Origin of the sequence: Undibacterium sp. TC4M20W, assembly GCF_049340245.1 — a bacterium.
Classification (GTDB): domain Bacteria; phylum Pseudomonadota; class Gammaproteobacteria; order Burkholderiales; family Burkholderiaceae_D; genus Undibacterium.
Genome location: NZ_JBMPPI010000003.1, coordinates 96,688 through 110,584 on the forward strand (window position 1 = coordinate 96,688; position 13,897 = coordinate 110,584).

12 protein-coding genes are annotated in these 13,897 nt (G+C 48.7%); 6 read left to right on the top strand and 6 right to left on the bottom strand.

Annotated elements, in window-relative coordinates:
• Positions 1–6: 6 nt before the first annotated feature.
• Together recJ and ACO0LL_RS04900 are read right to left on the bottom strand one after the other, a co-directional pair.
• Positions 7–1,695: a single-stranded-DNA-specific exonuclease RecJ gene (gene recJ, locus ACO0LL_RS04895; RefSeq protein ID WP_422949764.1), complete on the bottom strand. Its 1,689-nt coding sequence runs from the start codon at positions 1,693–1,695 to the stop codon at positions 7–9.
• Positions 1,692–2,687 (bottom strand): hypothetical protein, encoded by a 996-nt coding sequence (locus ACO0LL_RS04900; protein ID WP_422949765.1) that lies wholly within the window; start codon positions 2,685–2,687, stop codon positions 1,692–1,694. The genes recJ and ACO0LL_RS04900 overlap by 4 nt, the downstream gene beginning before the upstream one ends.
• A 65-nt stretch (positions 2,688–2,752) precedes the next feature.
• On the opposite strand from ACO0LL_RS04900, the gene ACO0LL_RS04905 reads away from it, so the two are divergent.
• The 6 genes from ACO0LL_RS04905 to ACO0LL_RS04930 all read left to right on the top strand — a co-directional run bounded on the left by ACO0LL_RS04905 (position 2,753) and on the right by ACO0LL_RS04930 (position 9,416).
• A complete protein-coding gene (locus tag ACO0LL_RS04905; protein ID WP_422949766.1) occupies positions 2,753–4,009 on the top strand; it encodes a lipoprotein-releasing ABC transporter permease subunit in 1,257 nt (418 codons plus the stop codon).
• Positions 4,002–4,739, top strand: a complete 738-nt coding sequence (gene lolD, locus ACO0LL_RS04910; protein WP_422949767.1) for a lipoprotein-releasing ABC transporter ATP-binding protein LolD — start codon at positions 4,002–4,004, stop codon at positions 4,737–4,739. The genes ACO0LL_RS04905 and lolD overlap by 8 nt, the downstream gene beginning before the upstream one ends.
• Positions 4,740–4,745: 6 nt before the next feature.
• Positions 4,746–6,143, top strand: coding sequence for a hypothetical protein (locus tag ACO0LL_RS04915; protein ID WP_422949768.1), 1,398 nt, complete (start codon positions 4,746–4,748; stop codon positions 6,141–6,143).
• 2 nt (positions 6,144–6,145) lie between these two features.
• Entirely contained in the window at positions 6,146–6,877 is a 732-nt protein-coding gene (locus tag ACO0LL_RS04920; RefSeq protein WP_422949769.1) for a polysaccharide deacetylase family protein, read from the top strand.
• 89 nt (positions 6,878–6,966) lie between these two features.
• Positions 6,967–8,853, top strand: coding sequence for an MFS transporter (locus tag ACO0LL_RS04925; protein ID WP_422949770.1), 1,887 nt, complete (start codon positions 6,967–6,969; stop codon positions 8,851–8,853).
• Positions 8,854–9,218: 365 nt separating this feature from the next.
• Positions 9,219–9,416 (top strand): hypothetical protein, encoded by a 198-nt coding sequence (locus tag ACO0LL_RS04930; protein WP_422949771.1) that lies wholly within the window; start codon positions 9,219–9,221, stop codon positions 9,414–9,416.
• 100 nt (positions 9,417–9,516) lie between these two features.
• Here the strand turns inward: ACO0LL_RS04930 and ACO0LL_RS04935 are convergent, their stop codons facing one another.
• From ACO0LL_RS04935 to ACO0LL_RS04950, 4 genes are all read right to left on the bottom strand, one after another.
• The gene (locus ACO0LL_RS04935; protein WP_422949772.1) at positions 9,517–11,235 is read right to left on the bottom strand and encodes a PhoH family protein; all 1,719 of its coding nucleotides are present in this window, start codon (positions 11,233–11,235) and stop codon (positions 9,517–9,519) included.
• A gap of 116 nt (positions 11,236–11,351) precedes the next feature.
• On the bottom strand, positions 11,352–11,834 hold the full coding sequence (locus ACO0LL_RS04940) for a peroxiredoxin (protein ID WP_422949773.1): 483 nt from the start codon (positions 11,832–11,834) through the stop codon (positions 11,352–11,354).
• 36 nt (positions 11,835–11,870) lie between these two features.
• Positions 11,871–12,806, bottom strand: a complete 936-nt coding sequence (locus tag ACO0LL_RS04945) for a polysaccharide deacetylase family protein (protein WP_422949774.1) — start codon at positions 12,804–12,806, stop codon at positions 11,871–11,873.
• Positions 12,807–12,817: 11 nt separating this feature from the next.
• A complete protein-coding gene (locus ACO0LL_RS04950) occupies positions 12,818–13,858 on the bottom strand; it encodes a bifunctional UDP-4-keto-pentose/UDP-xylose synthase (protein ID WP_110253336.1) in 1,041 nt (346 codons plus the stop codon).
• Between the last annotated feature and the right edge of the window lie 39 nt (positions 13,859–13,897).

The following is a 13,897-nucleotide window of genomic DNA, read 5'->3' on the forward strand; positions in this document are numbered from 1 at the left end:
ACGGCGTTAATCTATGTGCTCCACCATTAACTGTACTCTGGTGACGCCATTGTATTCATTGGCATCAAGCCTGAAGGCGACGTGGACGTTTTCAGGCAGAGTATCAGTATGGCCGAACCAGATGGCATCATAGCGCAGCTTGTTTTTCTCCAGCACCAGCTTCAGATGGCGCTCTTTTAATATCCTCTGTGATATCAGTTTAAAGTCATCGCAAAATATGGGAGGCGGGAAACCCTGTCCCCAGACCTGAGTATCCAGCAGGCGAATAAAGTCTGTCGTGTAATACGCTTCTTCCAGTGGACCATCTGTTTCCACGACACGTTCAAGCTGGTGTGCTTGCAACCAGCTTTTCCCCACAGATTCAAAAGCTTGCTGGAATGCTGGAAAGTCTTCAGCCCGCAAAGTCAGGCCTGCTGCCATTGCATGACCACCAAATTTTTGGATCAGGCTGGGTGCGTGCTTGGATACCAGATCAAGTGCATCCCGCAAATGAAAGCCAGGTATGGAACGGCCAGAGCCCTTGATCAATCCCTCGCCACCAGGTGCAAAAGTAATGGTGGGGCGATAAAACTTGTCTTTCAGGCGTGAGGCGACGATGCCAATGACACCTTGATGCCAGCTTTCATCAAATACCGTAATTGTATTGCTGTCTTGCGGCTGGAAATCGTCCAGGTGCAGCAGAGCGACGTCCTGCATTTCACGTTCTATGTCTTTGCGGTCAGCATTGATGCTGTTTAGTTCCTGGGCGATTTGCCAGGCACGGCCTTCATCATCCGTGGTCAGGCATTCTATACCCAGCGCCATATCCGCCAACCGGCCAGCTGCGTTTAGCCTGGGGCCTAAGGCAAAACCAAGGTCAAAAGGGCTGGCATTGCGCGGCTCGCGGCCAGCAACGCGGAAGAGTGCAGCGATGCCTGCGCACATGCGACCAGCGCGCATACGCTTCAGGCCTTGTGCTACCAGGATGCGGTTATTGGCATCCAGTTTTACCACGTCAGCAACCGTGCCCAGCGCAACCAAATCCAGCAACGTATCGAGTTTGGGTTGATTTTGCTGGTCGAACACGCCGCGTTGACGCAATTCTGCCCGCAAAGCCAGCAAGACATAAAACATGACACCCACACCGGCCAGGTTCTTGCTGGGGAAGCCGCATTCAGGCTGATTGGGATTGACGATGACAGCAGCATCCGGCAAATGATCGCCCGGCAAATGGTGGTCGGTGACGACCACGGCAATGCCTTGGGCATTGGCCGCTGCAACGCCATCCACACTGGCAATACCATTATCGACGGTGACAATGACGTCTGGAGATTTTTCTTTTTGCGTCAGTGCGACAATTTCTGGCGTCAGGCCATAGCCATATTCAAAACGGTTCGGCACGATGTAATCAACATTTGCCCCCAGCATACGCAAACCACGCAAGCCTACTGCGCAGGCGGTGGCACCATCGCAGTCATAATCGGCCACGATGACGAGTTTTTTATTTTGCGCGATGGCATCTGCCAAAAACTTTGCAGCCTGGTCTATATGCAAGAGTCCGGCAGGTGGCAGCATGGCATTCAATTCGGTGCTGAGTTCTTTTTCACCTGTTGCGCCGCGTGAGGCGTACAAGCGTGCCAGTACTGGATGCAAGCCATTCTGGCGCAACATTTCAGATTCACGGAAAGGGCAGGGGCGTACTGTAATACGTGTCATGAAATCGAAAATAAGTGATGTAATGAGGGTTTGACCCAGAATTTACGCAAAGACCACGGAGTGACATCAAAGCTGGCGATTCTATGGGCATCGCTGAAGTTCAGTTTCAAACTGGTGATTTGTTTGTTCTGCATACCTGCCAGCAATGGAGAAAACCAGTTTTTTTCCAGCTCGTGCATATTATCCAGCCATAACGCCCAGTCGTTATTGATGGCAGCTTCACATAGACTACCGAGCAAAACAGGTAATTGTTGGTTCGCTGCTTGTGACTGAGACAGATGTTGCGTGCAGTCAGTTGCTGTACTAATTTTTTTCAAGTCCGGATTCAAACTCTGCGCGCCGCCTGATATCCACACAGAATTGATGACTTTGGCACCGCGCATCTCACGCTGGGCATTGACTTCATGGGTGAACCACTGCATTTGTATTTCATTTTGCAGCTTGCGCCATGGCCGTTCAAATTCGCCTTTAGGCATCCAGATGTCAATATTGTGTCCGCAAGCAGCATCTACTGTGGCGGTTTGCAGCTCAGCCCATTCATCAGCGCGCAAAAACCAGGTCTGCGCGTCGCCGAACGAGAGTCGCAGCCCCATTTCCTCGCAACTTGCTTTCGCCTGTTCAAACAAGGCATGGGATTCGGCTTCGATGATATTCAGTTGCCGTTGATCTGTTAGCACCAGATGATCACGGGCAATATGGATGTGCACGGGTTGCAAGATGAACCAATGACCGGCTTCAGGTGTCAGACCATGCGTTTGCATGCGGTTCCAGGCAATAGACGGGCTATTGACTTTTTCTTTGGGAGGAAACTCTCCGGCAAGCCAGTATTCATAGCTCAGTGCGCGTGAAAAATCGTCTGCAGACTGCGCCTGCGCTTTGCCCGCACAGGCAATTAAGCGGGCCAACGCAGAGGTATGCATTTCTTTTAACAGGTCTTTGGCAAAGCTTGCTGGCGGTATCCCGAAAGGGATTATCAATTCTAAATAGCTCATAGTGCTGTATTGTAGGGCAAACGTATGGCAAACTGCTGGCTGCCTTCATAACAAGTGTAAATGCAGTGAAAAATCTCTCTTTTGAATGGCTGGTCGGTTTGCGTTATACGCGGGCAGGGCGGCGCAGTGGACGTAATGGCTTTATTTCTTTTATCTCGCTGATCTCTATGGCAGGTATAGGACTGGGTGTAGCAGCCATGATTGTTGTCATTTCAGTCATGAATGGTTTTCAGAAAGAAGTACGGGACCGCATGTTGTCCGTACTGGCACACGTCGAAGTCTTTGATGCCAGCGGTGCCTTGCCTGACTGGCGGGCAACGGCACTGGAAGTGCAGAAGAATCCGGCAGTCACGGGTACTGCACCTTATGTCGATGGTCAGGCCATGATCATCCGCGAAGATGTCATGCGCGGCGTCATCATCAGGGGCATCTTGCCGGAGGAAGAACCCAAGGTTTCAGATGTCGCCAGCAAGATCAAGTATGGTAAATGGGCAGACTTGAAGCCGGGCGAGTTCAATATCGTACTGGGTTCTGCGCTTGCCAGCAGCTTGCGGGTACGCATAGGTGAAAAAATTACCCTGGCCGCACCAGAAGGGCAAATGACACCTGCAGGTGTCGTGCCTCGCTTGAAAGCCTTTAATGTGGTTGGGATATTTGAAGCTGGGCACTATGAATATGACTCTGGCATGGCATTCATGCATATAGAAGATGCGCAAAAATTCTTCCGCCTGAATTCTCCGTCTGGCCTGCGTTTGCGTATCAAGGAAATGCTCAAGGCACCTCAAATTGCGCAAGAGTTGTCGCGTACCTTGTCGGGCGACTTGCTGATCCGCGACTGGTCGCAACAGAATAAAGTGTATTTTGCTGCAGTAAAAACAGAAAAAACCATGATGTTCATCATCCTGACACTCATTGTCGCAGTGGCGGCCTTCAATCTGGTGTCCACGCTGGTCATGACCGTGACTGACAAACAGGCGGATATTGCCATCTTGCGTACCCTGGGTGCAGCACCTTCATCCATCATGAAAATATTTGTGATACAGGGAACGATAGTCGGTTGTCTTGGCACGCTATCAGGCATCGGTATGGGTTTATTGATCTCTTTGAATATTGATGTCATCGTACCTTTCATAGAGCGCTTGCTAGGCATACAGTTACTGTCCAAAGAAGTGTATGTCATCAGCAAGTTGCCATCTGACGTGCGATTATTCGATGTATTGACCATAGGCGGTGTAGCCCTGATCTGGGCCATGTTGGCCACCATTTACCCTAGTTGGCGTGCTTCACGCGTGAAACCTGCGGAGGCATTGCGTTATGAGTGATCAAGTATTGAACAAAGAAGAGAACAAACAAGTTAATAAGCAAGTTAATAAGCAAGAGGCAGTTTTATCTTGCATTGACCTGGGCAAGACTTTTTCTCAGGGGCTGGAATCTGTCAATGTTTTGAAAGAAATCAACTTCAGTGTTTTCAGAGGTGAACGGGTTGCCATCATCGGCGCTTCTGGCTGCGGTAAGTCCACGTTGCTGCATTTGCTGGGTGGCCTGGATACACCGAGCAAAGGTACTGTGACACTGCAAGGCAAGGATTTTGCCAGTTTGAGTGAAACTGCGCGTGGTACTTTGCGTAATCATGCATTGGGTTTTGTTTACCAGTTTCATCATTTGCTGCCTGAGTTTTCAGCACTTGATAATGTCGCCATGCCTCTCATTATCCGTCGCATGACACGGACTGAGGCGCAAAAAATAGCACAAGCCACGTTGGAAAAAGTAGGCCTCGGCCATAGACTCAAACATGTGCCGGGTGAGTTATCCGGTGGTGAACGCCAGCGCGTAGCATTGGCGCGCGCACTGGTCACCCAGCCTGCGTGTGTGCTAGCAGATGAACCCACCGGTAATCTGGATGGCAGCACAGCCCAGCAGGTATTTGCCCTGATGCTGGAATTGTCGCGTACTCTGGGCACTGCTTTTGTTATCGTGACCCACGATGCAGAATTGGCCGGGCGTTGTGACCGTGTTTTCCGTTTAACTGATCGTGGACTGCAACAACAATAGAGTGACATGCAAAAGACCAGCAAAATGAAACTCAGGAGGCGTCATAGCACACTCTCCATAGCTCATTTTTCTACCCGGCCAGGTAGCTGGCTGGTGTCTGGCCTGTTATTCGCATTGAGTCCATCGGCTTATGCGGCGGATACTGTAGAGTTAGTTTTGCAACTGGAAACCTCGCTGACCAGCGACAGTAATCCTTTTCGCTTCTATGAGCAGACAACCAAACCAGACCAGTCTGATCAAGGTGATCAGACTGGTCTGCCCGGTGTTGCAGATGACAGGCAGTTCCGCAATCGCGATAGTGTAACTGGCACCGATGTGCGTGCTGGTGCCATCATTCCCATTTTGTCGGACAGAACCCGCTTGATATTGACTGGCTCACTTGGTAACCGGCATTACAAAAACTATAAAGAACTCGATCACCACCTGACAGCCGGCGATGCCACGCTGCAATGGGCGGCAGGGCAAATTATTAACGGCCAAATCACGGCTGGTAAAGAAGACAGGTTATTTCAATACATCAATGGCAGTCTCACAGATAAAGATATCTCGCACCAAAAGCGTGCCTCTGCCAATGTCAATTTTAAACTGACTGATGAATGGTCCTTGAATGTCAGCCTGGACAGGGCTGGCCTGAGTTACGATTTGCCCTTGAATCAGTTATATAACTTTGACGAGCGCGGCAGGCAATTGAGTGGGCGCTATTATTCTCCAACTGGGTCAAGCGTTGAGGTAGGGACGCGTTTGTCTGAAACTAATTTTCCAGACCGCAATGAGCAGGATATCGCTGACCTCGACAAGGCATATAAAGAATCTGAAGTTTTTCTCGATACTGAGTGGCGTTACAGTAGCAAGTCTGTGACCAGTGCGCATCTAGGGGTGATCAGGCGCCAATACGACGTATTGACTGAACGAAACACCAATTTGTCGAATATTCTTTTGCGCGGCACTTATCATCACTCGCCTAAAGTGCGGCTTGATTTGCAATTGTGGGACCGGCCTTTTACCATTGTTGACCGCACTGTCGTTTATGTGTTGAGCAAGGCATTGCGCTTTGACGCACAATGGAAATATTCAGACAAATCGCAGATGAATTTCTCCACGCTTTTTCAAAATAGCGACAATGTTTTGGTGCCCCGCCTGGCGACACTGGCGGATGGCACTTCGCGCAAGGAGAAATTGATACGCGTCGGTTTGGGGGGCGCTTATGAGTTTGAACGGGGTTTCCGTCTGGTGCTTGATAGTTTTTATGAAAAAGTCCAGCGTGAATCTGATGGCGTTAATCTGAAGCAGGCCGTGATTAAGCTGGGCCTGGAATATACCTATGAAAATTTACCGGGGAGTAATTCGCGTATGGGTTTGAAACGCTACCAGCATTCCCTGAGTGCTTCGGATAGTTTGCGCTGATCATGGGGCTGACACAAAAATTAAGCCGCTTTGCGGCGCGCCACACAGCAAATCGCTGGTTGCCACTCAATAAGGGCCGGGGGGTGGTCAGTTTCAGTTTTGATGATGTACCAGCCAGTGCCTGTCATCAGGGTGCCATGCTGCTGGAGTTGTATCAGGCACGCGGTACTTTCTATATATGTGGCAGCCTGACTGGTGGTGTCGAGCAAAATCAGCCTTGTCATAGCGTACAAGACTTGCAGCGCTTGCTACAAAACGAGCATGAAATTGGTTGTCACACCTACTCACATACTAATTGCGCCAATGCTTCTTCCGATTTTTTAGTGGCTGACTGGGAACGCAATCAGGCTTTTTTCAAGCAAAACAATATCGCTAATCACGGCTTTGCTTTTCCTTTTGGTGCCTATGACCTGGGTAGCAAGCTGGCCGCAACCAAACGCTTCTCATATAACCGCATTACTGGTGGTGGCACCCAGACTGGCCGTGCAGACTTGTCAGCATTGCGTGCGCAAGCCCTGTATTCTGCGAACAACAATCAGGATGAGATTGGTGCACTGATCAAACACACTGCCTCAACAGGTGGCTGGTTGATTTTGTATAGCCATGAAGTCAGTGAAACACCTGGCCCATGGGGGGCAACGCCTGCTTTGTTGGAAAGCGCCTTGCAGACAGCAACACAGGAAAGTTGCCAGATATTGCCAGTGCAAAAAGCAATTGATTTTTTTCTTTCCTGACGGTGCACATGGTTTTTACTCAATTCAGACTTGGGTAAGTTACAATTCTTGCGGTTTTAATCTTAATTTCTAGGTAGCAGACAACATCCATGAGCCAACATAGCCAGTTTACCCTGCTGTCACAGCGCCGTTTTGCCCCTTTCTTCTGGACGCAATTTCTTGGCGCATTCAATGACAATGTATTCAAGACGGCCTTGCTGACCATACTGACCTATGACGCATTGTCCTGGACGGACATGAATGTTGGGTTGCTGAATAACTTGATCCCCGGCTTATTCATTTTGCCCTTCGTGCTGTTCTCAGCAACCTCAGGACAATTGGCTGATAAATTTGAAAAAGGCCGCATGGCCCGCAATGTCAAATTGCTCGAAATCGGCATCATGCTGGTTGCTGCAGTTGGCTGGCAAACACATAATTTATGGCTTTTGATTGCCGCTGTTTGCGGCATGGGTATACATTCCACCTTGTTTGGCCCGGTCAAGTATGCCTACTTGCCTCAGCATCTGAAGACTGATGAACTGGTCGGTGGCAATGGTCTGATAGAAATGGGTACCTTTGTCGGCATTTTGCTCGGCGAAATTCTCGGTGCCATGCTGGTTGTACACAAACCATGGGGTACTGAGTTAGTAGCAGGTGGCGCGATAGTTGTTGCCATCATGGGGTATCTGACGGCATTGCGTATCCCTGATTCGCCAGCCCCAGCGCCAGAATTGAAAATTAACTGGAACCCGGCGACTGAAACCATCAGGAACATCAGCTTTAGCAAACAAAACCGTCCTGTATTTTTATCTCTGCTGGGTAATTCCTGGTTCTGGTTTTATGGTGCCATCGTATTGGCACAATTCCCTTTGTATGCCAAAAATTACCTGCATGGCGATCATAGTGTCTTTGTGCTTTTGCTGACTATATTCTCTTTTGGTATAGGTGCTGGTTCTTTGCTATGTGAAAAACTATCTGGCCATAAGGTGGAGATAGGTTTGGTGCCGTTTGGTGCCATCGGTTTGTCGGTATTTGGTTTTGATTTGTATTTATCCAGTTTGAGCTATACCAATGTGGCAACTGTCGGCGCTATGGAGTTCGTCAAGCAAGCTGGTAGTTTGCATATTCTGTTTGACATCACAATGATAGGTATTTTCGGTGGTTTATACATCGTGCCTTTGTTTGCCTTGATACAGACGCGCTGCGACCCAAAACATCTGTCACGCACAATAGCAGGCATGAACATCCTGAATGCCTTGTTCATGGTGGTTGCTTCATTGTCTGCTGTAGCGATGCTGGAAAAAGGCTTCACGATACCGCAAATCTTTATGGCAACCGCTATTTTGAATGCCATCGTAGCGATCTACATATTCAGCCTGGTGCCAGAATTCCTGATGCGTTTTATTGCCTGGATATTGATACACACCATATACAAGGTCAAAACCATTAATACTCAGCGCCTGCCTGATGAAGGTGCGGGCATTCTGGTCTGTAACCATGTCAGCTACATGGATGCCATCGTCATCATGGCATCAAGCCCGAGGCCAGTGCGCTTTGTCATGGATCACCGTATTTTCAAAATACCTTTCCTGTCCTGGGTATTCCGTACTGCCAAGGCCATTCCTATCGCTCCAGCCAAAGAAGATCCATGGTTGATGGAAAAGTCTTTTATCGATGTAGCTCAGGCTTTGCATGAAGGCGACTTGGTATGTATTTTCCCTGAGGGTAAATTGACCGCGACAGGGGAATTGAATGAATTCAAAGGCGGCATTATGAAAATACTGGAACGTAGTCCTGTTCCTGTTTATCCACTAGCTTTGCGTGGGCTGTGGGGCAGTGTATTTTCACGAGATAAAAGTAATTCCTTTGGCCGCGCATTCCGTCAGGGGCCATTTTCCAAGTTGGAACTGGTTGTGGGCGAGGTCATGCAGCCTCAGGATGTGACGCCTCAAGCGTTGCAGGAAAAGGTCAGTGAGTTGCGTGGGGAATGGAAATAAAGTGCTCTGCTCAGTTTGACAAAGCCACCTACGGCTGGACTATGACAGAAAATTTTGGCACCTTAGGGTGCCAATTTTTTTGTGGTGAAATAATTTTCAATTTCTCCAATGATTTGTAAGCCGATTTACAACAAATTATTTATATAATATTCAATTCGCTTGACATGCCTTGGTAAGGAATTAATACTTAATACGCAATTTAACATTTTTTATAAAAGTTAGCTTGTACTGTGTAATTAGTCTGCTTGATAGTTCTTTCAGGGAATGACGACTACACATGGTTGTGATGCACTTGTTTGGTGCATGGGACCGCAGACCATGTACCTAAGCACATAAAATCTGCGCAATCATAGGAAATTTTGATAATGAATATCCAAGCTGAAAAAAATGAAGCGAAGGCTGATGTTATGGGAATGAAGATTGCACGCGAATTGAGTGAGCAGGAAATATTGATGGTTTCTGGTGGTGATAATAGTGATGGCGGACAAAACCACGATCCAAGTGCAGGTGAGGAACCACCTCCAGGTTATGTTCCTTATCCTTGGGAGTTGCCTAAACCTTAATGGTTTCGTTATGGGTTCTACTCTAGTGAACTCATGAGCGGCTAAAAAAATGGCACCCAAATTTGGGTGCCATTTTCAATTGCCGCCAGCTATTTATTGATTACAAAATCTCGCTCGCGTGATCTGCCAGACGAGAACGTTCGCCGCGAGCCAGTGTCACATGACCGCTATGCGCCCAGCCCTTGAATCTGTCTACGACATAAGTCAGACCGCTGGAACCTTCCGTCAGGTACGGCGTATCGATCTGGGCGATATTGCCCAGGCAGATGATCTTAGTGCCAGGACCTGCGCGTGTTACCAGCGTCTTGACCTGTTTCGGTGTCAAATTCTGCGCTTCGTCGATGATGAGGAATTTATTGACGAAAGTACGGCCACGCATGAAGTTCAGTGACTTGATCTTGATCTTCGAGCGTATCAAATCCTGAGTGGCGGCACGACCCCAGTCACCGGCATCATTGTCTGATTTGTTGAGTACTTCCAGGTTGTCGTCAAAAGCGCCCATCCATGGCGACATTTTTTCTTCCTCTGTACCTGGCAGGAAACCTATGTCTTCACCTACAGGCACAGTAACGCGCGTAACGATGATTTCATTATAGGTTTTGGTTTCGAGCACTTGTGCCAGACCTGCAGCCAAAGCGAGCAAGGTCTTGCCTGTACCAGCCTGACCCAGCAGCGTAACGAAATCGCATTCCGGGTCCATCAACAGATTCAATGCAAAGTTTTGCTCGCGGTTGCGTGAGGTGATGCCCCAGACGCTATGTTTGATATGACCGTAGTCACGCAAGGTTTGCAGCACTGCGGTCTTGCCATTGATCTGCCTTACCTGGCCATAGAAAGAGGCTTCACCGTTCTTGGGTTCCAGATACACGAACTGGTTCACCAGCAACGAAGGGATGACCGGGCCAGTAATACGGTAGAAAGTCGTGCTCAGGCCATTGCGGTTTTCTTGCCAGGTTTCTATACCCTTGCCGTGCTTGTTCCAGAAGTCGTCAGGCAATTGTACGATGCCTGAATACAGCAGATCAGAATCTTCCAGCACATGATCATTGAAATAGTCTTCGGCAGGCAGGCCCATGGCACGCGCCTTGATGCGCATATTGATGTCTTTCGACACCAGTACCACAGGGCGACCAGGCATTTCTGTTTCCAGGGCGCGTACAACCCCAAGGATCTGGTTATCTGCCTTGCCTTTGGGCAGGCCAACTGGCAAGTCTGCACTTTGCAGCTTGGTCTGGAAGTACAGATGGCCTTTGGCATCTTTGTTGCCCAGTTTGGACAACAAGATACCTTTTTCTATATCGTGATGATCGATATCGCCTACCAGTGCATCCAGCGAACGCGATACCTGGCGCGCATTGCGGGCAACTTCAGACATGCCTTTCTTGTGATCATCCAGTTCTTCCAGAGTGATCATCGGCAGGTAAACATCGTGCTCCTCAAAACGGAACAGCGACGATGGATCATGCATCAGGACATTGGTATCAAGCACAAACAACTTGGTAGTACCTGACTTGTCTGCAGCACGGCTGGTACCCGACTTGACGCGGCTGTCCTGCGGCGTTTTGGCCTTGTTTACTGCAACAACCGGCAAGGTTTTTGCAATAACGGCTGGTGCCACTTTTTCTGCAACCGCTTTACTGACGACTGCTGGTACAGGCGCGGCTTTTTTTCTTTGTGGTGCGGGTGCTACATCAATAGCTTTGATTTTCTCTGGCGTTGCGGATTTTATAGTTTTGGCTGGTTTGCCTTTTTCTGCCTTCGGATAATCCTTTGGTGAAAGCAGTGCTGCTGGCTTGGTCGGCATTTTTGGCAATGGCATGAAAACCTCAATCAAAAAGTGAGAGCTGAAAAGTTAAAAGCCGCTAAGGACATACCAATATCGCTGCTGGCACTGTCTTTTGCGGCTTTTATCAAGAGTAATTCTGGAGAGTTCAATTAAGTTTGGGCGCTCACAAATTCGAGTACTTCATCTACGTGTCCTGCTACTTTGACTCCACGCCATTCTTTCACTAATTTACCGTTGCCGTCAATCACAAATGTGCTGCGCTCTATGCCGCGCACTTGTTTGCCGTACATGTTCTTCATTTTCATGACATTGAACAACAGGCATAAAGTTTCGTCAGGGTCAGAAATCAGTTCGAAAGGCAGGTCTAATTTATTTTTGAAGCCATCGTGAGAACGCAGACTGTCACGGCTGACACCAAAAACCACGGAATTAGCTTGCTGGAATTGCGGGTGCAGGTCACGGAAGGCGATACTTTCCGTGGTGCAGCCTGGAGTGTTGTCTTTTGGGTAAAAATAAATAATGATATTTTTACCAATATGATCATTTAATTGAAACGCTTTGTCGCCAGTCATGACGGCAGAAAATTCTGGTACCTGACAATTTAGTGCAGAAGGGGTCTCAGCCACTTTCATCTCCTTGGTTAGGGGTGGAGAAATGTTGCTGACTGACTAGATCAGGGCGACCAACTCTCCGGAACGACCTGGCAAGCTTGCCCATGATAATGGACGTGTCGGTAAGTCACTATTCTTGATGGACGCATAGTAGTCCGCCATGGAAATACAACGATAACCTTGCTTGTGCCAGCCTGTCAGCAATTCCTCGAATATGGGGGCAAGTTTTTGTCCTTCAAGCTCTGCATGTAAGGTAAATACATGATCTTTTGGATTTGCTGTCAGTTTCAGTATATTGGCAGCGATATTTGACTCACTAATGACATTGCCAGCGATGTCGCGCCCCAGCAACTCATCGAGAGTCGGCAGGGTAGTTGGCATCTGTATGCAGGACATGACATTGCTACCCACTTGCAGTCGGTAGGGGCCAGCGTCTGCATTGGCGAGGCTACCATCATCATTAAGCATGGCGCGCCCGTCAGAAGCGTATTGCATGCCGAACTGGTCAAGCTGGGCAAAAGCGTGATCATTCATTTGCCAGCCAGCGGCACCATGGGTTTTTGGTGTGACACCAAAAATTTGCTGGAAGCGCTGGTGGGCTTGCTGCATTTGTTTGCGAGTCCATTCAAGATCACGCACTCGCACATTGTCTTGCCAGACCACATGGTCCCAGGTGTGGATGCCACACTCAAAACCGGCATCACGCACCGCCTGCATTTCGGTCTTGCAACTGCCGATATCCGGGGCTGGCAAGAAAACACCATACATCAGAGTCTTGAAGCCATAATGCTCCAGGACCGAAGTTCGGGACACTTTTTGGAAAAAACCAGGGCGAAATGCTCTGCGCAAGGCCCAGCCTGTGTGGTCCTTGCCCAAAGAAAACAGGAAAGTTGCGCCTGCATTATGCTTCTTGAGAATGCGCACCAGATTAGGTACGCCTTCTTTGGTGCCGCGATAGGTATCGACGTCGATCTTGAGAACGATGGTAGGCATGTAGTCCAGTATTAGTCCATCAAGGCGCGTGCTTCAGCTACCTGGCTGCGATAAGCATCAAAAATATTGCGCATGGTGTCTGGCATCGTGGTTACTGGCTTCCAGCCCAGTTCTTCACAAGTGTTGGTGATTTTTGGAACGCGGTTTTGCACGTCCTGGTAACCTTTGCCGTAGTAGGCTGCAGAAGTGGTTTCTGTAAGTTCTACTTTTTTGGCTGTTTCAGCGTACTCAGGATATTCAGCGGCCAGATCAAGCATCATGTGAGCTAGTTCGCGAATGGAGAAATTATTGGTCGGGTTGCCGATGTTATAGATCTTGCCACTGGCTACGCCGTTTTTGTTATCGATAATGCGCATCAAGGCATCGATACCGTCGTCGATATAGGTGAAAGCACGTTTTTGCGCGCCGCCATCGACCAGGGAAATATTTTCACCACGGACGATATGACCAAAGAATTGCGTCACGACGCGTGAACTGCCTTCTTTAGGTGTGTGGATATTGTCGAGGCCAGCACCGATCCAGTTAAATGGGCGGAACAGGGTGAAGTTCAGGCCTTCCATGCCATAACCCCAGATCACGCGGTCCATCAATTGCTTGGCGCAAGAATAAATCCAGCGTGGTTTATTGATAGGGCCGCAGATCAGTTCAGATTCTTCTGGATCGAATTCTTCATCATGACACATGCCATAAACTTCAGAAGTGGATGGGAATACCAGATGCTTGCCATATTTTGCAGCGGAGCGAACGATAGGCAGATTGGCTTCAAAATCGAGCTCAAACACGCGCAAAGGCTGTTTGACGTATGTGGAGGGTGTAGCGATCGCCACCAGAGGCAGGATGACGTCACACTTCTTGACATGGTATTCAACCCATTCTTTATTGATGGTGATATCGCCTTCAAAGAAATGCATGCGTGGGTGGTTGATCATGTCGCCCAGACGCTCGGTTTGCATGTCCATGCCATACACTTCCCAGTCTGTGGTTTCCAGAATGCGCTTGGACAGATGGTGACCGATAAAACCGTTCACGCCGAGTATGAGGACTTTTTTCATAATGAATTCTTTTTAAAGTAAATGTTGATTGCCAGTTCA

What these genes read in the sequence shown, in the direction of transcription:
- recJ (WP_422949764.1), bottom strand. Translation starts at nt 1,695, where the DNA reads ATGACACGTATTACAGTACGCCCCTGCCCTTTCCGTGAATCTGAAATG.
- ACO0LL_RS04900 (WP_422949765.1), bottom strand. Translation starts at nt 2,687, where the DNA reads ATGAGCTATTTAGAATTGATAATCCCTTTCGGGATACCGCCAGCAAGC.
- lolD (WP_422949767.1), top strand. Translation starts at nt 4,002, where the DNA reads ATGAGTGATCAAGTATTGAACAAAGAAGAGAACAAACAAGTTAATAAG.
- ACO0LL_RS04915 (WP_422949768.1), top strand. Translation starts at nt 4,746, where the DNA reads ATGCAAAAGACCAGCAAAATGAAACTCAGGAGGCGTCATAGCACACTC.
- ACO0LL_RS04920 (WP_422949769.1), top strand. Translation starts at nt 6,146, where the DNA reads ATGGGGCTGACACAAAAATTAAGCCGCTTTGCGGCGCGCCACACAGCA.
- ACO0LL_RS04925 (WP_422949770.1), top strand. Translation starts at nt 6,967, where the DNA reads ATGAGCCAACATAGCCAGTTTACCCTGCTGTCACAGCGCCGTTTTGCC.
- ACO0LL_RS04930 (WP_422949771.1), top strand. Translation starts at nt 9,219, where the DNA reads ATGAATATCCAAGCTGAAAAAAATGAAGCGAAGGCTGATGTTATGGGA.
- ACO0LL_RS04935 (WP_422949772.1), bottom strand. Translation starts at nt 11,235, where the DNA reads ATGCCATTGCCAAAAATGCCGACCAAGCCAGCAGCACTGCTTTCACCA.
- ACO0LL_RS04940 (WP_422949773.1), bottom strand. Translation starts at nt 11,834, where the DNA reads ATGAAAGTGGCTGAGACCCCTTCTGCACTAAATTGTCAGGTACCAGAA.
- ACO0LL_RS04945 (WP_422949774.1), bottom strand. Translation starts at nt 12,806, where the DNA reads ATGCCTACCATCGTTCTCAAGATCGACGTCGATACCTATCGCGGCACC.
- ACO0LL_RS04950 (WP_110253336.1), bottom strand. Translation starts at nt 13,858, where the DNA reads ATGAAAAAAGTCCTCATACTCGGCGTGAACGGTTTTATCGGTCACCAT.